The 19147-nt window shown below is 69.9% G+C and carries 22 protein-coding genes; 10 read left to right on the top strand and 12 right to left on the bottom strand.

Annotated features, from left to right (window positions below; genetic code table 11):
* Positions 1-131: 131 nt before the first annotated feature.
* Together EDD27_RS49465 and EDD27_RS49460 are read right to left on the bottom strand one after the other, a co-directional pair.
* Positions 132-1862 carry a glycerol-3-phosphate dehydrogenase/oxidase gene (locus EDD27_RS49465; RefSeq protein WP_127939651.1) on the bottom strand — a complete coding sequence of 577 codons (1731 nt, stop codon included), beginning with the start codon at positions 1860-1862 and terminating at the stop codon, positions 132-134.
* A 383-nt stretch (positions 1863-2245) separates the two neighbouring features.
* Complete coding sequence (locus tag EDD27_RS49460) at positions 2246-3016, bottom strand: DeoR/GlpR family DNA-binding transcription regulator (RefSeq protein WP_127939650.1); 771 nt, start codon at positions 3014-3016, stop codon at positions 2246-2248.
* A 127-nt stretch (positions 3017-3143) separates the two neighbouring features.
* Between EDD27_RS49460 and EDD27_RS49455 the strand changes: the two genes are divergently transcribed.
* From EDD27_RS49455 to EDD27_RS49440, 4 genes are read left to right on the top strand one after another with little or no spacing between them, the layout of a single operon-like run.
* Positions 3144-4016, top strand: a complete 873-nt coding sequence (locus EDD27_RS49455) for an SIS domain-containing protein (protein ID WP_127939649.1) — start codon at positions 3144-3146, stop codon at positions 4014-4016.
* Positions 4013-5149, top strand: coding sequence for an N-acetylglucosamine-6-phosphate deacetylase (nagA, locus tag EDD27_RS49450; RefSeq protein ID WP_127939648.1), 1137 nt, complete (start codon positions 4013-4015; stop codon positions 5147-5149). The genes EDD27_RS49455 and nagA overlap by 4 nt, the downstream gene beginning before the upstream one ends.
* Entirely contained in the window at positions 5146-6087 is a 942-nt protein-coding gene (locus tag EDD27_RS49445) for a 1-phosphofructokinase family hexose kinase (protein ID WP_127939647.1), read from the top strand. Before nagA ends, EDD27_RS49445 begins: the two co-directional genes overlap by 4 nt.
* A 10-nt stretch (positions 6088-6097) precedes the next feature.
* On the top strand, positions 6098-6922 hold the full coding sequence (locus EDD27_RS49440; RefSeq protein ID WP_127939646.1) for a class II fructose-bisphosphate aldolase: 825 nt from the start codon (positions 6098-6100) through the stop codon (positions 6920-6922).
* On the opposite strand, the gene EDD27_RS49435 is transcribed toward EDD27_RS49440, so the two are convergent.
* The 4 genes from EDD27_RS49435 to EDD27_RS49415 all read right to left on the bottom strand — a co-directional run bounded on the left by EDD27_RS49435 (position 6912) and on the right by EDD27_RS49415 (position 9717).
* Complete coding sequence (locus tag EDD27_RS49435) at positions 6912-7346, bottom strand: GNAT family N-acetyltransferase (protein WP_127939645.1); 435 nt, start codon at positions 7344-7346, stop codon at positions 6912-6914. The genes EDD27_RS49440 and EDD27_RS49435 overlap by 11 nt on opposite strands.
* The gene (locus EDD27_RS49430; RefSeq protein ID WP_127939644.1) at positions 7343-8119 is read right to left on the bottom strand and encodes a phosphotransferase family protein; all 777 of its coding nucleotides are present in this window, start codon (positions 8117-8119) and stop codon (positions 7343-7345) included. Before EDD27_RS49430 ends, EDD27_RS49435 begins: the two co-directional genes overlap by 4 nt.
* 101 nt (positions 8120-8220) lie before the next feature.
* A complete protein-coding gene (locus EDD27_RS49420; RefSeq protein WP_127939643.1) occupies positions 8221-9468 on the bottom strand; it encodes an RNA polymerase sigma factor in 1248 nt (415 codons plus the stop codon).
* Positions 9469-9477: 9 nt separating this feature from the next.
* Entirely contained in the window at positions 9478-9717 is a 240-nt protein-coding gene (locus EDD27_RS49415) for a hypothetical protein (RefSeq protein ID WP_127939642.1), read from the bottom strand.
* 247 nt (positions 9718-9964) lie between these two features.
* Between EDD27_RS49415 and EDD27_RS49410 the strand changes: the two genes are divergently transcribed.
* Entirely contained in the window at positions 9965-10654 is a 690-nt protein-coding gene (locus tag EDD27_RS49410) for a Uma2 family endonuclease (protein WP_127939641.1), read from the top strand.
* A 39-nt stretch (positions 10655-10693) separates the two neighbouring features.
* On the opposite strand, the gene EDD27_RS49405 is transcribed toward EDD27_RS49410, so the two are convergent.
* Both EDD27_RS49405 and guaB read right to left on the bottom strand, forming a co-directional pair.
* The gene (locus EDD27_RS49405; RefSeq protein WP_206642006.1) at positions 10694-11815 is read right to left on the bottom strand and encodes a GuaB3 family IMP dehydrogenase-related protein; all 1122 of its coding nucleotides are present in this window, start codon (positions 11813-11815) and stop codon (positions 10694-10696) included.
* A 4-nt stretch (positions 11816-11819) separates the two neighbouring features.
* The gene (guaB, locus tag EDD27_RS49400) at positions 11820-13301 is read right to left on the bottom strand and encodes an IMP dehydrogenase (protein WP_127939640.1); all 1482 of its coding nucleotides are present in this window, start codon (positions 13299-13301) and stop codon (positions 11820-11822) included.
* Between the two features lie 438 nt (positions 13302-13739).
* Here guaB and EDD27_RS49395 point away from each other — a divergent pair, with 438 nt between their 5' ends.
* The 3 genes from EDD27_RS49395 to EDD27_RS55140 all read left to right on the top strand — a co-directional run bounded on the left by EDD27_RS49395 (position 13740) and on the right by EDD27_RS55140 (position 15415).
* Positions 13740-14750: a helix-turn-helix transcriptional regulator gene (locus EDD27_RS49395; protein WP_127939639.1), complete on the top strand. Its 1011-nt coding sequence runs from the start codon at positions 13740-13742 to the stop codon at positions 14748-14750.
* Between the two features lie 39 nt (positions 14751-14789).
* Positions 14790-15167, top strand: a complete 378-nt coding sequence (locus tag EDD27_RS49390) for a DUF5319 domain-containing protein (RefSeq protein WP_127939638.1) — start codon at positions 14790-14792, stop codon at positions 15165-15167.
* An 89-nt stretch (positions 15168-15256) separates the two neighbouring features.
* A complete protein-coding gene (locus tag EDD27_RS55140) occupies positions 15257-15415 on the top strand; it encodes a hypothetical protein (RefSeq protein ID WP_164904137.1) in 159 nt (52 codons plus the stop codon).
* A gap of 2 nt (positions 15416-15417) precedes the next feature.
* On the opposite strand, the gene EDD27_RS49385 is transcribed toward EDD27_RS55140, so the two are convergent.
* Both EDD27_RS49385 and EDD27_RS49380 read right to left on the bottom strand, forming a co-directional pair.
* On the bottom strand, positions 15418-16053 hold the full coding sequence (locus tag EDD27_RS49385; protein WP_127941458.1) for a sigma-70 family RNA polymerase sigma factor: 636 nt from the start codon (positions 16051-16053) through the stop codon (positions 15418-15420).
* A 233-nt stretch (positions 16054-16286) separates the two neighbouring features.
* Positions 16287-17006 (bottom strand): GNAT family N-acetyltransferase, encoded by a 720-nt coding sequence (locus EDD27_RS49380; protein WP_206642005.1) that lies wholly within the window; start codon positions 17004-17006, stop codon positions 16287-16289.
* Positions 17007-17207: 201 nt separating this feature from the next.
* Here EDD27_RS49380 and EDD27_RS49375 point away from each other — a divergent pair, with 201 nt between their 5' ends.
* Positions 17208-17666: a hypothetical protein gene (locus EDD27_RS49375; RefSeq protein WP_127939637.1), complete on the top strand. Its 459-nt coding sequence runs from the start codon at positions 17208-17210 to the stop codon at positions 17664-17666.
* Here EDD27_RS49375 and EDD27_RS49370 read toward each other — a convergent pair.
* Both EDD27_RS49370 and EDD27_RS49365 read right to left on the bottom strand, forming a co-directional pair.
* On the bottom strand, positions 17627-18220 hold the full coding sequence (locus EDD27_RS49370) for a DUF7711 family protein (protein WP_127939636.1): 594 nt from the start codon (positions 18218-18220) through the stop codon (positions 17627-17629). The two genes, EDD27_RS49375 and EDD27_RS49370, sit on opposite strands and share 40 nt — an antisense overlap.
* 54 nt (positions 18221-18274) lie before the next feature.
* Positions 18275-18655, bottom strand: coding sequence for a winged helix-turn-helix transcriptional regulator (locus tag EDD27_RS49365; protein ID WP_127939635.1), 381 nt, complete (start codon positions 18653-18655; stop codon positions 18275-18277).
* A gap of 64 nt (positions 18656-18719) precedes the next feature.
* Between EDD27_RS49365 and EDD27_RS49360 the strand changes: the two genes are divergently transcribed.
* Positions 18720-19133 carry a YybH family protein gene (locus EDD27_RS49360; protein WP_127939634.1) on the top strand — a complete coding sequence of 138 codons (414 nt, stop codon included), beginning with the start codon at positions 18720-18722 and terminating at the stop codon, positions 19131-19133.
* The last annotated feature ends 14 nt before the right edge of the window (positions 19134-19147 follow it).

Here is a 19147-nt window from a genome sequence, read left to right as displayed (position 1 = left end):
GCATGACCGAACTGTTCGCGTGTCTGATTGTTCGCTCGCTTCGCTCACTCACGGCGACCTCCTTCGTCGGTCGCATGACCGAACTGTTCGCGTGTCTGATTGTTCGCTCGCTTCGCTCACTCACGGTGTGCTCACTCCGGTGCGACGACGGGGACGATCTCCGGCGCGCCCAGCCTGATCGCGTCCGCCTCCTGGTCGGAGTCCTGCTCCTGGGAGCGGCGCTCGGCCTCCACGCGCTTGGTGAAGTATTCCACCTCCCTCTTGACCTGCTCCCCGTCCCAGCCGAGCGGCCCGGCCAGCAGCTCCGCCGCCTCCTGCGCCACGGCCGAGCCGCGGTGGAAGGTCTCGATGGAGATGTGCGTACGCCGGGTCAGCACGTCGTTGAGATGCCTGGCGCCCTCATGGGTGGCGGCGTAGACGATCTCGGCACGCAAGTAGTCGTCGGCCCCGGCCAGCGGCCTGGCCAGCGACGGGTCACGCTCGATCAGCTCCAGCACCTCGTCGATGAGGGACCCGTACCGTTGGAGGAGGTGCTCGATCCTGGCCACGTGCAGGGACGAGCTCTGCGCGAGCCGGTGCCTGGAGTTCCACAACGCCTGGTAACCCTCGGCGCCGACGAGCGGGATGCGGTCGGTGCACGAGCGCGGCACCCGCTGGTCGAGGCCGTGTGCCACGGCGTCCACGGCGTCGCGCGCCATGACGCGGTAGGTGGTGTATTTCCCTCCCGCGATCATCACCAGGCCCGGCACCGGATGAGCCACCACGTGCTCCCTGGACAGCTTGGAGGTCTCGTCGGACTCGCCCGACAGCAGCGGCCGCAGCCCGGCGTAGACGCCCTCGACGTCGTCGCGGGTCAGCGGCACCGACAACACGGCGTTCACGTGGTCGAGCAGGTAGTCGATGTCCACCCGGGAGGCCGCCGGATGGGACTTGTCCAGCGTCCACTCGGTGTCCGTGGTGCCGATGATCCAGTGGCGGCCCCAGGGGATCACGAACAACACCGACTTCTCGGTACGCAGGATGATCCCGGTCAGCGAGTGGATCCGGTCACGCGGCACGACCAGGTGGATGCCCTTGGACGCGCGTACGTGGATCTGACCCCGCCCGCCCACCAGCTCCTGGATGTCGTCGGTCCAGACGCCGGTGGCGTTGACCACCTGCTGGGCGCGTACTTCCAGCTCGTCACCGCACTCCAGGTCGCGCACCCGCACGCCGGTGACCCGCTCGCCCTCTCGCAGGAAACCCACCACTTGCGACCGGGGCGCGACGAGGGCGCCGTACGTGGCCGCCGTGCGCAGCGTCGTCATCACGTAACGCGCGTCGTCGACCTGGGCGTCCCAGTATTGAACGGCGCCGGTGAAGGCGGCCTTCTTCAGTGCCGGGGACAGCCGCAGTGCCCGCGACCTGGACAGGTGCCGATGGCCGGGCACGCCGCGGGTGAGCCCGGACGCGTAGCCGAGCATGTCGTAGAGCGCCACGCCGGCGCCCACGTACGGGCGCTCCCAGCCGAAATGGGTCATCGGGAAGAGGAACGGCACCGGCCTGACCAGATGGGGCGCGATCCGCTGGAGCAGGAGCGAACGTTCCTGGAGCGCCTCGCGTACGAGCTCGAAGTTGAGCTGCTCCAGGTAACGCAGACCGCCGTGGATCAGCTTGGAGGAGCGTGAGGAGGTGCCGGAGGCGAAGTCCCTCGCCTCGACCAGCGCGACGTCGAGGCCGCGGGTCGCGGCGTCGAGCGCGATGCCCGCGCCGACGATGCCGCCGCCGACCACGACCACATCGAGCTCCCGCGCGGCCATGTCCTCCAGTGCCGCGGTGCGTTGCGCGGGACCGAGCCCCGCCACACCCCTTCCCGACCCCATAGCTCCCCCAATCGCCTGCGAACCATACCTACCCACGCCCAGCCCCGTACGACCCCCGCCCGGCCGTCCCCGACCCCATGCGCCCGATCCCACCCTTCCACCAGCACCTCATCGCAATGCCGCCACCTGCGCACGATCGCCGGCGTCGTCACCGGCGTTCCGGTCAGGCCACCGGCTGGGGACCTCGCCGCCGGCGCTGTGTCTACCGGCAGCGCCCTGCGAGCTCTCAGCGCCACCTCCAAGCTCCAGCCCCACCAGAACCCCTAGCCCCTCTGAACCCGCAGCGCCATATGAGCCGACGCGATGTGAGCTGGCCGGCCGCGGTTGGTGTGGCCCGGTCGGACGGCCGGTGGACGGTGCGGGGCCTTAGGGAGGGGGAGTTGTCAGGCGCGTACGACCTTGACCCCGGCGTCGGAGAGCTGTCCGGCCACGGCGTCCGGCAGCCGGGAATCCGTGACGAGCGTGTCGATCTGGGAGAGGGGGCAGATGCGCGAGAACGCCCGCTTGCCGATCTTCGAGGAGTCGGCCACCACGACCACCTGCGCGGCCCGGCTGATCAGCAGGTGATTGACGCTGGCCTCGCCCTCGTGGTGCGCCGACGCGCCCAGCTCGACGTCGAGCCCGTCCACACCGAGGAAGGCGACGTCCAGCGTCACCTGCTCCAGCACGCCGGACGCCAGCGGCCCGATGAGCTCATACGACTGCTGCCTGGCCACCCCACCCGTCACCACGATCTTGACGTGCCGGCGCACGGTGAGCTCGGCGGCGATGTTGAGCGCGTTCGTGACGATCGTGAAGCCGGTCTCCAGCGAGGGCAGCGTGGCGAGGGTGCGCGCCAGCTCGGAGGTGGTCGTGCCGCCGTTGAGCCCCACCACGGCCCCCGGCGTGACCAGCTCGGCCGCCGCGGTCGCGATGCGGTGTTTCTCGTCGGCGTGCCTGGCCGTCTTGTAGCGCAGCGGCAGGTCGTAGCTCACGCTCTGCGCGACCGCGCCGCCCCGCGTGCGCATGAGCATCTGCTGCTGGGCCAGCTGGTCGAAGTCCCGCCTGATGGTCGCGGTGGAGACGTCGAGCGCCTGGGCGGCTTCCTCGACCGACAACCTGCCCTCCTGGACCAGCAGCTCCAGGATGGCGTTCCAGCGGTCGTAGCGGGACACGAATGCCTCCTAGCGGATGTGGTCAGGAGCAAGCGTGGCACACCAGGAACGCCCAAGCCACCGCTGCCCATTACTGCGCTTTTCTGCTATAAATAATGCAGAAACAATCAATCAGGGGAGGCATGCGGTGACCACCCACACCGAGGCCGAGATCGCGTCCCAGCCGTCGTGCTGGCGGCGGGCCATCGAGGACGTTCCGGTCGACGTGCTGCCCCGCCGGGGCGAGCGGGTCGCCGTCGTCGGCTGCGGCACGTCGTGGTTCATCGCGATGGCGTACGCCGTCCTGCGCGAGCGCGCCGGGCACGGCGAGACCGACGCCTTCGCCGCCTCCGAGTTCCCCACCGGCCGCCGCTACGACCGCGTGCTGGCGCTGACCCGTTCGGGCACCACGACGGAGGTGCTGGAGCTGCTGGGCCGGATCGACACGGCGACCACGGCCATCACCGCCGATCCCACGACCCCGATCATGACGGCCGCCGGCGAGGTCGCGGTGCTCGACTACGCCGACGAGCGCTCGGTCGTGCAGACCAGGTTCGCCACCACGCAGCTCGCCCTGCTCCGCGCCGGCCTCGGCGAGGACCTGACGCAGGCGATCGCCGACGCCGAGGAGGCGGTGGCCGCGCCGCTGCCCGGCGCGCTGGTCGAGGCCGAGCAGTTCAGCTTCCTGGGCACCGGCTGGTCGGTCGGGCTGGCGCAGGAGGCGGCGCTGAAGATGCGTGAGGCGTCCCGATCGTGGACGGAGGCGTACCCGGCGATGGAATACCGGCACGGCCCCATCAGCATCGCCGCTCCGGGGCGCGTGACGTGGATGCTCGGCACCGCGCCCGACGGCCTGCGGGCGCAGGTCGAGGAGACTGGCGGGACATTCTTCGAGACCGGGCTCGACCCGATGGCCGAGCTCATCCGCGCCCAGCGGGTGGCCGTCGCCCGGGCCTTCGCCCGCGGGCTCAACCCCGACGAGCCCATGCACCTCACGCGATCTGTGATTCTTTCTTCATGAGCCTTACTCTCGCCGACGCCAAGATCGTGACTCCCGAGGGAGTGCACGAAGGGTGGCTGACCATTGAAGACGGCCGCATCACGCACGTCGGCCACGGATCCGCGCCCGGAGCGGGCCTGAGCCTGGGCGGCCGGCACGTCGTCCCTGGATTCGTGGACATCCACAACCACGGCGGCGCGGGCGGCTCGTTCCCCACCGGCGAGCAGGACCGCGCCCGCGACGCGGTGGCGCTGCACCGGCGGCACGGCACCACGACGACCATGGCGAGCCTGGTCACCGACTCGCTCGACGGGTTGACCAGGGCCGCGACGGCACTGGCCGAGCTGTGCGAGGAGGGGTTGCTGGCCGGCATCCACTTCGAGGGCCCCTACATCGCCAGGAGCCGGTGCGGCGCGCACGACCCGACACTGCTGCGCGAGCCGTCGCGGGAGGAGTTCGCGGGGCTGCTGAAGGCGGGGCGCGGGCACGTACGCATGATCACCATCGCGGCCGAGCTGCCCGGCGCGCTCGACATGATCCGCATGGCCGTCGCCGAAGGCGTGATCGCGGCCATCGGGCACAGCGACGCCGACTACGACCAGACGATCCTGGGCATCGAGGCGGGCGCGAGCGTGGCCACGCACCTCTACAACGCGATGCCGCCGCTCGGGCACCGCGCCCCGGGTCCCGTGGCGGCGCTGCTCGACGACGAGCGGGTGACGGTCGAGCTGATCAATGACGGGGTGCACGTGCACCCGGCCATGATGCGGCTGGCGTACGAGGTGGCCGGGCCCGGCAGGACCGCGCTGGTCACGGACGCGATGGCGGCCGCCGGTCTGGGCGACGGCGACTATGGTCTGGGCTCCATGCGGGTACGCGTGGAGGGCGGCGTGGCCCGGCTGGTCGAGGGCGGCTCCATCGCGGGCTCCACGCTGACCATGGACGTCGCGTTCCGCCGCGCCGTGCGGGAGCTCGGCATGTCGCTGCCCGACGCGGTCCAGGTCGCCTCGCTGACGCCCGCACGGGTGCTGGGGCTGGCCGGCAGGATCGGCTCGATCGCCGTCGGCAAGGCGGCCGACCTCGTGGTGCTCTCCGACGAGCTGGACGTGGCCGGGGTGATGAAGGACGGCAGCTGGATCACGGAGCCCCGATGATCCTCACCGTGACGCTCAACATGGCGCTCGACGTGACCTACGAGGTGCCTTCCGTCGACTGGGACGGGGTCAACCGGGTCGGCGCCGTGCACCGGCGCGCGGGCGGCAAGGGCGTCAACGTGGCCCGCGTGCTGGCCACGTTCGGCCGGGACGTGCTGGTCACCGGCCTGGTGGGCGGGCCGACGGGACGGGCGATCGAGGACGACCTGGAGGCGGCGGGCCTGCGGGCGGCGCTGTGCCGCATCGCCGGCGGCTCCCGCACGACGCTGGCGGTCTGCGAGACCGCCGGCACGCCCACCACGCCCGGCCGCCAGGAGGCGCCCACCCCGCACGAGGGGGCCGGGGGCCGGCGGACAGCGCTGTTCAACGAGCCTGGACCTCATGTCACGCCTGACGAGCTGGCCGGCTTCGTGCGGCGCTACACGTCCCTGGCACGCGAGGCCGACGTGGTGGTCCTCTCGGGCAGCCTGCCGCGCGGTGTGCCCGCCGACATCTACGCCACGCTCGCCGGCATCCCCGACGCGCCTGTGATCGTGGACGCCGACGGCGACCCCCTGCGCCACGCGCCCAAGGGCCGCCCTTCGGTCGTCAAGCCCAACGCGGAGGAGCTGGCCAGGGCCTTCCCCGGCAGCGGGGGCGCGCAGGAGCTGCGTAGCCAGGGTGCGGAGGCCGTGGTCGTGTCCATGGGCGCCGACGGGCTGCTGGCCGTGACCGGGGAGGGAACCTTCCGGGCACGGATGCCGTACACCGTGGTGGGCAACCCGACCGGGGCGGGCGACGCGCTCGTGGCCGGGCTGGCGATGGACCAGGCCCGGTCGTGGCCCGACAGACTCAGGACGGCCGCGGCGCTCGGCGCGGCGGCCGTGGCCGCTCCGGTCGCCGGCGCGTTCGACCGCGACGTCTACGCCGACATCCACCCGCAGATCGTCATCACGTAAGGAGCCTGCCATGCCCCTCGCCGCCATCGGCGACATCATCCACCAGTCGCCCGCGGGGGTGGGCGCCTTCAACGTGATCCAACTGGAGCACGCCGGCGCCATCGTGGCCGGTGCCGAAGCGCTCGGCCTGCCGGTCGTCCTTCAGATCAGCGAGAACTGCGTGCGCTACCACGGCGCTCTGGAGCCGATCGCGCTGGCCTCGCTCGCGGTCGCGAGGCGGTCAGAGGTGCCGGTCGCCGTGCATCTCGACCACGCCACCGACCGCGCGCTCGTCGAGGAGGCGGTGGCGCTGGGGCTCGGCTCGGTCATGTACGACGCCTCCGCGCTGCCCGACGAGGACAACGTACGCACCACCGCCGACGTGGCGGCCTGGTGCCACGAGCGGGGCGTGTGGGTGGAGGCCGAGCTGGGCGAGGTCGGCGGCAAGGACGGCGTGCACGCCCCCGGCGCCCGCACCAAACCGCACGAGGCGGTCGACTACGTGGCCAGGACCGGCGTGGACGCGCTGGCCGTGGCCGTGGGCACCTCACACGCGATGACCACCAAGGACGCGGTGCTGGACCTGGAGCTCGTCGCCGAGCTGCGCGCCGCGGTGCCGGTGCCGCTGGTGCTGCACGGCTCGTCGGGCGTGCCGGACGACGTGCTGCGCGATGCCGTACGGCGCGGCATGAAGAAGATCAACATCGCGACGCACCTGAACAAGGCGTTCACCGGCGCGGTACGCGACTACCTGGCCCACGACGAGCGCGTCGTCGACCCCCGCAAGTACATCAAGAGCGGCCGCGACGCGGTGGCTCGCGAGGTCACCCACCTGCTCGGTGTGCTCACGGGCTGAGCTCCTTCCGCATCATCACGGCGGAGCGGCCCTTGACCCCCTCGCGGCCGGTCTCGACGTAGCCGAGCGAGGTGTACAGGGCGATGTTGGAAGCCATCTTGACATTCGTGTAGAGGCGCAGCGCGGGCAGACCGAGCCGGCGCGCCTGCTCCTCGGCGTACGCCAGCAGCGCGCGCCCGATGCCCTTGCCGTGGCTCTCGGGCCGCACGGCGACATTGTCCACCAGCAGGACCCCGTGCTCGGGCACGAGCACGATCAACCCCTGCAGGTCGTCGGTCACGTGCACATGCCCGGCCTCGATGAGCGCGGCGTAGTCGGCCTCCATGGGCACCGGCCGCATGCCGATGACCTCGATCCACGGCTCGTACGCGTCGTGGACCAGCCGCTCCACGGCTGCCCTGTCCTCGGGCCCGGCGAGTCTCATGCGCCCAATGTTGCCAGCACCCGCTCCACCTGTCGCTGGAAGGTCCCGGGCGGATTGCGCGGGCTCTCGTGCGACAGCAGGAACAACCAGGTCATCCCGTGCAGTTTGCGGTAGTCACGCATCAGCCGCTCCTCCGGCGGGCTCAGCTCGAACCGCGCCGCGATGTCCACCTCGCCGTCCACCCACATGGACACGTGCTCGGCCAGCTCCGCCACCTCGAACGCCAGGTCGCTGCGTCCGGAGTCCTCGAAATCGACTCGGCGGACGCGGGCGCCGTCCCAGAGGAAGTTGGCCAGGTTGCCGTCGCCGGCCCCGAACACCGGCCGCATCCCCGACTCGTCCGGCCGCCAGCTCTCCAGCCACCGCAGGCCCTCCTTCACGGCCCGGTCGGCCATCGGGTCCCGCGGCTGCCACTCAGCGCCCCTGTGCCGCACCCAGTCGCAGAGCGCCGCAGGCTGCCACGGACGTATTGGGACACTCTCGAGCACGGCCGGTGGCACCGCCACGTGCATCTCGTCGAGCAGATCGCCCATAGCGGCGACCTGAGCGTCCCCTACGGACAATCCGCGCAGCGAGACACCGTCGATCCTCGTCATCGACACCACGCCGGCCTCGAACGCGATCGGCCGCGGCGTCAGCCCCGGGGCATACTCGGCCAGCAGGCTCAGCGCCCGCCATTCGCGCTCGGCCCCGCCCTGCTTGCCGTCCACGTACCGCTTGATGACGACGTCGCCGTCGTAGACCAGCTCGTGCGTGTGTTGAAGATCGGCCACACGTCAGGGTAGCAATCGCTCCACGGCGCTGGTCACGAGCTTGTGGATCTTCCCCTCGCCGAACACGTCGGGCAGCGTGAGGCGCTCGACGATCAGCCAGTTCATCGCCAGGTAGAGCAGTACGCTCCGGCCGCTTCTCCAGGCGACGGCACTCCCTCGCGTTGACGCCGTAGGAACTGGCGCTCCACCTCGTTGCCCGCCTCCGCGATGGCCGCCTCGTACGCCTGCGCCGCCTCGTCATGCCGCCCCAGCCGCCGCAACAAGTCGGCGCGGACGGCGTGGTAGAGGTGATAGCCGGCCACATCGAGCCCATCGACCAGGGCCAACGCCTTCTCCGGCCCTTCCGACTCGGCCACCGCCACCGCCCGGTGCAAGGCCACGACCGGACTCGGGTCGAACGTCAGGAGCTGATCGTACAGCCGTACGATCTGGCCCCAATCCGTGTCCCCCGCGGTCGGCGCGTCGCTGTGCACCGCGTTGATCGCGGCCTGGATCTGGTAGGGGCCCGGCCGGTCCAGCAGCAGGCAGCGCCGTACGATGGCCTGGCCTTCCTCCACGAGTCCCCGGTCCCACAATCCGCGATCCTGCTCGGCCAGCGTCACCAGCTCACCCGCCGCCCCCGTACGGGCGGCCCGCCGTGACTCGATGAGCAACATGAGCGCGAGCAACCCCATGACCTCGGGCTCGCCGGGCATGAGCGAGACCAGCAGCCGCCCGAGCCTGATGGCCTCCGCGCAGAGCTCTTCGCGGACGAGGCGCTCGCCGGAGCTGGCCGCGTACCCCTCGTTGAAGATCAGATAGATCACGGCCAGCACGGACCGCAGCCGGCCGGGCAGGTCGGCCTCCTCCGGCACCCGGTACGGGATCTTCGCGTCCCGGATCTTGCTCTTGGCCCTGACCAGCCGCTGCGCCATGGTCGTCTCGGGCACGAGGAACGCCCGCGCGATCTCCGCCGTGGTGAGGCCGCCGAGCAACCGCAGCGTCAGCGCGACCTGGGCGTGCGGGGCGAGCGCGGGGTGGCAGCAGGTGAAGATCAGCCGCAGCCGATCGTCCGGTACGGCTCCCTCCTCCGGAGGAGCGGCCTGCTGGGCGTGCAGCAGCGCGGCCTGCGCGTGCTTGTCCTGCCGCACCGACTCCCTGCGCAGCCGGTCGAGGGCCCGGTTGCGGGCGGTGGTGATGATCCACCCCGCCGGACTCGGCGGCACCCCGTCCACCGGCCACCGCCGCACCGCGACCGTGAACGCCTCCTGCACGGCATCCTCGGCCACGTCGATGTCCCCGAAGGCACGCACCAGTACGGCCACGGCGCGGCCGTACTCCTCGCGGAACACCCGCTCGACATCGGGCATGAGGCTGCCTCAGCGCCGCCCGCGCGCCATCGTCTCCACCGTGTTCTTGGCCTCCAGCAGGGACGCCCCGGTCGCCTCACGGTAGATCTTGATGGCCAGGATCGTCTTCCCCCGCTCCAAGGCCTGGTAGAACTCCGGCGGCAGGAACGGCCCCTGAGGGTCCGCGAGCGCGGGATCGATGCCGAGATGCCGCTGAAGGTCCGCGACCTGCCGCTCGAGCCGGGCGATTCTCTCCTCTACGGAATCCATAGCCAAACACTACGCGTCCGGATCAAGAAGCACGCGCACGAGCCGCTTCCCGAACTCCTCCGCCTGATTCGGGAGCCGCCGTGCCCGCCGGGAAACTCGATCAGCTCACGGCCGAGCCGGCGGGCCTCCTTGACGCCGAACCTGCAGGCGAGCGCATAGGAAACGGAAGTTACGGGATGAAGACCACGGCTTGCAGCATCCCCAGTACAGTGAGTGATGGGAGTCCTTACGATGACGGGAGCTGATCGTGAAGGAGGAGTCACAAAAAGTGACTGCAGCTGTCATCACCCTGCACGGGGGGCTTCGCGTCATCCTGCCCGACTCCCCATACCAGATGTGGGTCGCGGGTGAACTCCACGACTATCTCCACATCCCACACGACGGCACCCGAATCGAAATCATCGATGGAGAGCTCGTCGTGTCCCCCGCCCCCCGGTTCCGCCACAATGCCGTCATCCTGCAGATCATCGAGACGCTGGCGAACCGCAGAAATGCCGACCCATCCTACCGATGGCGATGTATCCACAGCAATGAGCTGGGCTTTGTCGCCGAGGAGAACGGCTACATCCCCGATCTCATCGTCATGGACGCCGAGATCTGGCAGGGCGCGTGGGACCTTAACCCCACGCATCTGGTCACCGACCAGGCTGAGATAGTCATCGAAGTAACATCCCCCGCCACGGCAAAGTGGGACCGACCCCCGACGGGCAAGCAGACGGGCAAGGGGAAGTGGTGCGGATACGCAAGGGCCGAGATCCCCTACTACCTGCTCATCGACCTCGATCCGTCCGTCTCGAGAATCTCCCTCTACTCGATCCCCGACCAAGCCTCTGGCGCCTATCTCCACCAGGAGAGCTGGAGCCTCGGCGAGACGATCACCTTGCCGGACCCGATCGAGATCGAGATCCCCACGGAGGACTGGAAGCCCTGGGATTGACCTGCCACCAGCCCTCAGGATCCCCGAGGGCTGGCCAGGTCAGCGCTGGATCGGCGCCACCACGACCTCGACCCGCTGGAACTCCTTGATGTCGGAGTAACCGGTCGACGCCATCGTCCGCTTCAAAGCACCCATCAGGTTCATCGACCCGTCCGCCACACTCGACGGCCCGTGCAGGATCTGCGCCAGCGTGCCCACGGTCCCGAACTCGACCCGCCGCCCCCTCGGCAGATCCGGGTGGTGCGCCTCCGACCCCCAGTGGAACCCGTGCCCCGGCGCCTCGGCGGCCCGTGCCAGCGGCGAGCCCACCATCACGGCGTCCGCCCCGCACGCGATCGCCTTCGCGATGTCGCCCGAGGTGCCCATGCCGCCGTCGGCGATCACATGGACGTAGCGGCCGCCGGACTCGTCCATGTAGTCCCGCCGCGCCGCCGCGACGTCCGAGATCGCGGTGGCCATCGGCACCGCCACCCCGAGCACGTTACGCGTGGTGTGCGAGGCGCCGCCGCCGAAGCCCACCAGGACCCCGGCCGCGCCGGTGCGCATCAGGTGCAGGGCGGCGGTGTACGTGGCGCAGCCGCCCACGATGACCGGCACGTCGAGCTCGTAGATGAACTGCTTGAGGTTGAGCGGCTCGGCACGCCCCGACACGTGCTCGGCGGAGACCGTGGTGCCGCGGATGACGAAGATGTCCACGCCCGCGTCGATCACGGCCTTGTGGTATTGGACCGTGCGCTGCGGCGACAGGCGTACGGCCGTCGTCACCCCGGAGGCCCGGATCTCCTCGATGCGCCGCCCGATCAGATCCTCCTTGATCGGCGCCGCATAGATCTCCTGGAGCCGCTTGGTGGCCGCCGCCGCGTCCAGGGCGGCGCACTCCTCCAACAGCGGCGACGGGTCGTCGTACCGCGTCCACAGCCCTTCGAGGTCGAGCGGGGCCAGGCCGCCGAGCCGCCCGATCTCGATCGCGGTGGCCGGTGACACCACGCTGTCCATGGGCGCGACGACCACGGGCAGCTCGAACCGGTAGGCGTCGATCTGCCAGGCGATCGAGACCTCCTCCGGGTCACGAGTGCGCCGTGAGGGCACCAGGCCGATCTCGTCAAGCGCGTACGCCCGCCGCCCGGTCTTCCCCCGGCCGATCTCCACCTGCTGAGTCATGAACTTACCTTCTGTGATAGTTCGGAGCTTCCACGGTCATCTGGATGTCGTGGGGGTGGCTCTCCTTGAGGCCTGCCGCCGTGATCGGCATGAGCTCGCAGTCGGTGTGCATCTGCTCGATCGTGCGGCACCCGGCATACCACATGCCCTGGCGCAGCCCGCCGACCAGTTGGTGAGCGACGGCCGCCACCGGGCCGCGGTAGGGCACCTGACCCTCGATGCCCTCGGGGATGTATTTGTCCTCGCCGCCGACGTCGGCCTGCGCGTAGCGGTCCTTGCTGAAGGAGGCGCCGCCGCGCTCGCGGTTGCGTACGGCGCCGAGCGAGCCCATGCCCCGGTAGGACTTGAACTGCTTGCCGTTGATGAAGATCAGCTCACCGGGCGACTCCTCGCACCCGGCCAGCAGCGAGCCCAGCATGACCGTGTCCGCGCCCGCCGCGATGGCCTTGACGATGTCGCCGGAGTATTGCAGGCCGCCGTCGCCGATGACCGGGACGCCCGCCGGCCCGCACGCCTTCGACGCCTCATAAATGGCCGTCACCTGCGGCGCGCCCACGCCGGCCACCACGCGGGTGGTGCAGATGGAGCCGGGCCCGACCCCCACCTTGACCGCGTCCGCGCCCGCGTCGACCAGCATCTGCGCGCCCGCCCTGGTCGCGACGTTGCCGCCGATGACCTCGACCTTGCTGTTGGCCTTGAGCTTGCCGATCATGTCGGCGAGGCCCTTGGAGTGCCCGTGGGCCACGTCCACGATCACCACGTCCACCCCGGCCTCGATCAGCGCCTTGGCACGCTGCTCTGCGTCCCCGCCGACCCCCACGGCCGCGCCCACGAGCAGGCGCCCGTCGGCGTCCTTGGTGGACAGCGGATATTGCTCGCTCTTGGTGAAGTCCTTGACCGTGATCAGGCCGCGCAGCCGGCCGTCGGCGTCGACGAGGGGCAGCTTCTCGATCTTGTTCTGCCTGAGCAGCGCGAACGCCTCGTCCCGCGACACCCCCACCGGGGCGGTGACCAGCGGCATCTTGGTCATGACCTCGCGGACGGGCCGCGACTGGTCGGTCTCGAAGCGCATGTCGCGATTGGTCACGATGCCGACGAGCGTGCCCGACACGTCCGTCACGGGCACCCCCGAGATCCGGTACGTCGCACACAACCGCTCGACGTCGGCCAGCGTGTCGTCCGGGCTGCAGGTCACCGGGTTGGTGACCATCCCGGCCTCGGATCGTTTGACCAGGTCGACCTGCTGTGCCTGCTCCTCGACCGACAGGTTGCGGTGGAGGATGCCGATGCCGCCCTGCCGGGCCATGGCGACCGCCATGCGCGCCTCGGTGACGGTGTCCATGGCCGCCGAGACCAATGGGATGGACAGCGAGATGCCGCGCGACAGGCGGGACCTGGTGTCAGCCTCCCCTGGCTGCAGGTCCGAATATGCTGGCACCAACAGCACGTCGTCGAAGGTCAATCCTGTCCCGGTGAACTTGGACATGCTGCGGCCCCCTCTGCCATCCTGCGTTGATTGGACCAAGTCTAGGGCCTGGCTCCAAACCGCGTTTCTGGGGCTGGAGACAATGACGCCGGGAGGACGATGACCCCCACGGTCCGTCGTACTCCCGGCATCGAAAGTGCCAGGGGATGGGACGGTCGGTGATCCGTCCCATCCCCCGGCCACCGGCATCCGGTGTGGTGGCGCGACGCACCCACCGAACCCCCCTCCGCGTTCTGATGAGCGGCGCGACCACTGTCTCTCAAGGATGCCGACGCTGCGTAAATCTTGCGTTACAGAACGGCACATCGCAAGGTGAAAACGTGCAATTGCACGAAGTTGCATCACGCGGGCGGCGAGTCGATGCAAGAAGGGGACACGAGAGGAATGCGGCGTTATTCTCGCGGCACGCTCGTGAACCCCCCACCGGAGCCGCACATAATGCGCAACGAGTACCGCATCGGGTCAGACGCCTTCGAGACGCTGGGCCTCGACCCCGCCCAGCGCGCGCTCTACACCGCCATCCTGCGGCTGCACCGAGCGACGCGTACGGATCTCGCACAGGCCATGGACGGGCCGGTGGAGAAGGTCGGCCGCCAGCTCGACGCCCTCGTCAAGCTGGGGGTGGTCGACGAACAATCGGGCGAGTACCTGGCCAGGCACCCGGCGGCCGCCCTGGGCCGGGTGATCGCCGAGCGCCTGGACCGGCTGGCCGAGGAGAGCCGCATGATCGACTCGGCGCTCGGCTCGATCCGCACCTTGATCCGCGATTACGACGCCGGCCGGGACTACCAGAGCGGCCCGTTCATGGTCGAAATGGCAAGCGGTGCGGATGTGCTCTACGAAAGCGTGGTCGGCATCGCCGTGCAGTCGCCCGGTATGGAATTGCTGACCGCTATTCCGGATGAGCGCACCATGACTGACTTTGTCCGTAAATTTGCAGACCCATGGATAGATGCGCAGAAACGAAAACTTCTTACGGTTCGCGCTGTCATCCCTGTCGCGACCCTCACGCTGCCCGGCGTTCGCGACCAGCTGACCGAGCTCACCGAGACCGGCGGCAAGGTACGCACGCTGCGCCGCGTGCCGAGCTGGTTCATGACCGCCGGACCGGAGGTCGCGGGCCTGCCCGCGTTCTGGGGCGGCAACCTGCCCGACCACGCCTACAACTTCTATCTCGTCCGCACGCCGATCGTGGTCGGCGTGCTCCGCACCCTCTTCGACGAGCTGTGGGCCCGGGCCGTGCCCCTCCCCTGGGGCCGCAGAGGCGACGGGATGGTGCAGGTCCTGCGCCTGGCGGCGCAGGGCATGTGCGACGAGTCGATCGCCCGCCAGCTGGGCGTGTCGGTCAGGACGGTACGCGCCAGGTTCGCCGACGCCATGGCCGAGCTGGGCACGCAGTCACGCTTCCACGCAGGTGTGGAGGCCACCCGGCGCGGATGGCTGAGCTAATACTCTCCGCTCGGGCCGCATCGGTCATATGGTGGGAAGGTGCTGGAAGACGTCCCCCGCGACCCGTTCGCGGACGACCCGAACGACCCTTCCTCGGCGATGGGCGCGCTCGACGACGCGGAGCCACTCACCGCGCAAGAGCGTGACGAGGCCATCACGGACCTCGCCGACGTCGAGGTCTTCCGCTCCCTGCTCGAACCACAGGGGGTGCTGGGTCTCGTACTCGACTGCCCGGAATGCGGCGAGCAGCACTTCTTCGACTGGGAGCTGCTGCGCGGCAACCTACGACAAATGATCGAGAAAGGTCAGCCTCAGGTCCACGAGCCGGCCTTTCACCCCGACCCGGCCGACTACGTCACCTGGGAGTACGCCAGGGGCTATGTCGACGGCGTCATCGACACGGAGGAACGCCGCTGACCGACACCATCGAGCTCGGATGAGCCCGACCGGCCGCCGTCGCGGATCGTGGACGAGCTCAACCCGCCACCGCCACCGAACAGAGAGGAATGCCGGCAGCCATCATCGTCGCCATCGAGGACGTCGCTGACGAGAGCGGCCAGCAACCGCACAGCGGGATCGCCTCGGTGGATCGAGCTCTGACGGCCCTTCGCAGGGTCCTCACCACGACCGAGCGCATCGAGCAGCGCGTCGGTCTCTTCCTCTGACGTCAAGCCGACTCCAGCTCGGCCATCTGCCGCAACCTGGCCAGCGCCCGATGCTGGGCGACGCGGACCGCACCTGGTGACATACCGAGTACATTACCGGTCTCCTCCGCGGACAGCCCCGAGACCACCCGCAAGAGCAACAATTCCCGCTGATTGTCGGGCAGCCGGGCCAGCAGCCTGCGCGCGTGCTCGACCTCGATGTAGCGGACCACGGTCTCCTCCGGCCCGGGCCCCTCGTCCGGGCCGTCCGGCAGATCCTGGGTCGGCACGGCCGACCGGACCGAGCTGCGCAGCGCATCGGCCACCTTGTGCGAGGCGATCCCGAAGACGAAGGACGCGAAAGGCCGCCCCATGTCCCGGTACCGCGGCAGCGCGGACAACACCGCGATGCACACCTCCTGGGCAACGTCGTCGGCAATGTGATATTGCCCCGAAACCCTGCCCAGCCTGGCGCGGCAATACCGCACCACCATCGGACGCAACTCGCCGAGCAGGGATTCGATCGCGGTGCGATCCCCCTGTACGGCGAGGCTCGTCAGTTCCCTAAGGTCGGAGTCATCCGTCCGTGCCGGAAGTCTCGACGCGAGCCTTACCCCAATTTTGGCGTCGGCGACGCTTCCCTCGCTCACGATAGGCATGATGCCCGCGTTGATCCGGCCTGTCGTCATGGCGAACGGCTACGGATTGGTCACATTGAAGCGACGATAACGAACAGTAATCAACCGGCCACACTAAGCCTTATCGCCCGACATAATATTTCACCCGACAACCCGAAATGCGTGACAATTGTCAGACCGCAGACGCTTATCACCCGCTCCCGGTTTACTCCAATAATCCACCTTTTCCCCCACTTATCCCCATGTCCTGATGCTCACCTCTGGAGCCGGAGGCTGAGCTGCGAGCCCCACTCCCGGAACCCGAGCGCTCGCGCGACGCGTCGCGACGCCTCAGGGCGCGCCCTCCACTGGGGCAAGAGGCCGCCCGCCAGCGCGTCCGCGACGGCCGTGGAGGCCACCTGCCGAGCCAGTCCCCGGCCGCGATGCCGCGGCGCGGTCAGGACGGACAGATGTGCCGCCACATCCACCCACGAGCGGTAGCCGGCGACGGCGACCACGTCCTGTCCCGCGCCGCGGATCACGAAGGCGGCCGACGTGATCTCGTCCAGACCGCTCTCCTCCGCGTCCTCCTTCGGCACCGACGCCACCAGCTCGCGGACGTCATGGTGATCCGCAGGCACGCTCGCGACTCCGGCGTGGCCGGCGGCGACGAAGTCCTCGGCGTCCAAGTACGCCAGCGTCGCCGGGCCCAGCACCTCCGCCACGGGCAGCTGAGATGGCAGCCGGCCGAGATCGACACCGATTTCCGTCACCTGGCGGACCAGAGCGTTCCGCAACGGCCCGATCAGCCCGGCATGGGGCACGGTGGCCAGGACCGCCTCGTCGAGCGCGACCACGCCTGCCCATCCCGGCGGGCACAACAGCGACTCGGGCGCGACCACGACCTCCACGCCACCACGCCTGGGGAACGTGACAGGGACCCGAGCCAGGCTCGCCCACATCCGTCGCGCCCGGTCCAGAGAGCTCCACGACACTCGTCGATCATCCCGGCCGGCGGAGCCCGGCAGCAACCGGTTTCGACCGATGAGCCGTCCGGGCTCGCCGCGCCGTTCCGATCGCCGCGTGGCGGGAATCAGCGGGAAGGGACGTGAAGACAGGCGTCCCGGCGGCCACGACAGGCGGCGGTCCCAGCACGCGAGGACCGCCGCAGCACTCCGCGGGAGGCGCTGATCATCATGCATTGGCACGCCTACCAGTGGACGGGCGCCGGAGTCGAGCGCGAGAACGAAGCCGACAGGCGGCCGGACTCGCCCGACTTCCGGGCCTCCGCCCTGCCGCCGATGCGAACGGGCGATTGGCTGGCCAAGCCCGCCTCCCGGATCGCGGCCAGCTTCGACGATGTCGAAGCGGCGATCGGCTGGCTCACGGCCGCGTACGGCGAGATCCGGGACGTGCTCCACACACCCGACCGCGTCCCCCTGGAGGACCGTCTGGCGGCCGCCAGGGACCTGCTGCGGCGCGGTGTGGACGTCCAGTGGGGCGAATGGCTGCAGGGTGGCCGGTTCGCCACCATCGGCATGATCTGCTGCCCGAATCGGCACGTGTCCCATCCATGCCCGATTCGGCGGGGTGCTGGGGTGGCGGGCTTACGAGGTCACTCGCCGCGGGCCTCGAGCAGCTCCAGGTATCCCTGAACGGCCTCCCACAGGTGATGCTCAGGCTGCCGGCCGATCCCCCGGTGCTCTCGCCGCCACCGCCGCTCCCAGTACGAGCGATGAACGACACGCAGGTGCTCGAGAGCCGCTTCCAACTCGCCGGCGACCTGCGTCCGCTCCTCCTCGGCACCGGCCGTCACCCGGCGCAGCCGATCGAGGCGACGCTCGCCCAGCGCGTCGAGCACACCTTTGTCGGGCCCGTCCAGGGACCAGAACCGGACCGGACCCCGGATGACGTGGTTCCACACCGGATCGCGGAAGGACCGCCAGTAGTAGGCGACGCCACCCTTGTCCAGCTCCAGGAAGTCGACCAGCCACGCGGTGCCGGGCGGCTGGGATCCCCAGGTCACCTCCTCCGGCGGCAGGTTCAGCACGAAGACGGCCTCGATGTGATCAATGGGATCGGCGCCCTCCAGCAGGTCGCCGAAGACATACGCCTCACGCAGAAACGGCTGCGCCGCCGGCACGCGCCTGGTCTGGTCGCACGCCTCGGCGAGCATGCGCACTCTCTCTACCGCCCGCCGGTACTGCATCGTGCGCCCCCTCCTCACGTTCGGCTCGCGACCAGCGTACGAGTTGCGCCCTCCTCAAAGGGCCGTCGTGGCCCCCCAGTCCCAGAGGGCCTGGAGGACGGGGCCGAGGCGGCGGCCCTGCGGCGTCAGCCTGTAGTGGGTGCGGGACGGCCAGCCGGGCTCGCGGCGCCGGTCCACGACGCCCGCCTCGGTGAGATGAGCCAGCCGATCGGACAGGACCTTGTCCGACAGCACGGGCAGCGCCTGGCGGAGCTCGGTGAAGGTGCGGTCGCCCTGCAGGAGCTCGCGGATCACCAGGGTCGTCCAGCGGCCGCGCAGGGCGGCGAGGGTGATCTCGACCGGACAGGACGGGGTGGGCTCGGTGACGGCCGCGCGCGGGTCGTCGGGCAGTCCCGGGCGGGTCGTGTGACGGTGACCAACCGTTTGGTGAGTCACGAAGGCGCCTCCTAGCGTTGCCGCGTCCCCCTACTTCTACCTTCTGGAAGGGCGTGCGTTGAGGATGCGGGAGCTTGCCGAGCGGCCGGAGGATGTGCCGCTGGTGTTCGCGGAGAGGTTCAACAGCGGCGATCCGGCGGCGGTGGCCGAGGTGTACGAGAGCGGAGCCGTGTTCGTGCCCGAGCCGGGCACTCCGCTGACCGGGGCGGAGGCTCAGGCGGCCAACGGGCGGTTCGTGGGTCTCGGGGTGCCGATCAGCGTCCGGCCCCGGCACGTCTACGCCACAGCCGACATCGCGCTGCTCATCGTGGACTGGCTCATCGAGGGCACGGATCGCGACGGGCGGCCGGTACGCATCGAGGGCACCGCCACCGACGTGGCCCGTCGCGGGCCGGACGGGCGCTGGCGGTACATCATTGACAATCCTTTCGGCGTAGTCCTGTCGAATTCCGGCCGGCCGTCCGACATAAGGGTGTAGGAGACGAGTTCACC

This window comes from Nonomuraea polychroma (assembly GCF_004011505.1).
GTDB lineage: Bacteria > Actinomycetota > Actinomycetes > Streptosporangiales > Streptosporangiaceae > Nonomuraea > Nonomuraea polychroma.
This window is presented reverse-complemented; position numbering and strand designations above follow the sequence as displayed.

Excerpts from the sequence above, each read along its gene's own strand:
- nagA (WP_127939648.1), top strand. The coding sequence starts at position 4,013 with ATGAGCCTTACTCTCGCCGACGCCAAGATCGTGACTCCCGAGGGAGTG.
- EDD27_RS55140 (WP_164904137.1), top strand. The coding sequence starts at position 15,257 with ATGCCGGCAGCCATCATCGTCGCCATCGAGGACGTCGCTGACGAGAGC.
- EDD27_RS49440 (WP_127939646.1), top strand. The coding sequence starts at position 6,098 with ATGCCCCTCGCCGCCATCGGCGACATCATCCACCAGTCGCCCGCGGGG.
- EDD27_RS49385 (WP_127941458.1), bottom strand. The coding sequence starts at position 16,053 with ATGCCTATCGTGAGCGAGGGAAGCGTCGCCGACGCCAAAATTGGGGTA.
- EDD27_RS49360 (WP_127939634.1), top strand. The coding sequence starts at position 18,720 with ATGCGGGAGCTTGCCGAGCGGCCGGAGGATGTGCCGCTGGTGTTCGCG.
- EDD27_RS49370 (WP_127939636.1), bottom strand. The coding sequence starts at position 18,220 with ATGCAGTACCGGCGGGCGGTAGAGAGAGTGCGCATGCTCGCCGAGGCG.
- EDD27_RS49465 (WP_127939651.1), bottom strand. The coding sequence starts at position 1,862 with ATGGGGTCGGGAAGGGGTGTGGCGGGGCTCGGTCCCGCGCAACGCACC.
- EDD27_RS49415 (WP_127939642.1), bottom strand. The coding sequence starts at position 9,717 with ATGGATTCCGTAGAGGAGAGAATCGCCCGGCTCGAGCGGCAGGTCGCG.
- EDD27_RS49445 (WP_127939647.1), top strand. The coding sequence starts at position 5,146 with ATGATCCTCACCGTGACGCTCAACATGGCGCTCGACGTGACCTACGAG.
- EDD27_RS49435 (WP_127939645.1), bottom strand. The coding sequence starts at position 7,346 with ATGAGACTCGCCGGGCCCGAGGACAGGGCAGCCGTGGAGCGGCTGGTC.
- EDD27_RS49420 (WP_127939643.1), bottom strand. The coding sequence starts at position 9,468 with ATGCCCGATGTCGAGCGGGTGTTCCGCGAGGAGTACGGCCGCGCCGTG.
- EDD27_RS49395 (WP_127939639.1), top strand. The coding sequence starts at position 13,740 with ATGCGCAACGAGTACCGCATCGGGTCAGACGCCTTCGAGACGCTGGGC.
- EDD27_RS49375 (WP_127939637.1), top strand. The coding sequence starts at position 17,208 with ATGCATTGGCACGCCTACCAGTGGACGGGCGCCGGAGTCGAGCGCGAG.
- guaB (WP_127939640.1), bottom strand. The coding sequence starts at position 13,301 with ATGTCCAAGTTCACCGGGACAGGATTGACCTTCGACGACGTGCTGTTG.
- EDD27_RS49405 (WP_206642006.1), bottom strand. The coding sequence starts at position 11,815 with ATGACTCAGCAGGTGGAGATCGGCCGGGGGAAGACCGGGCGGCGGGCG.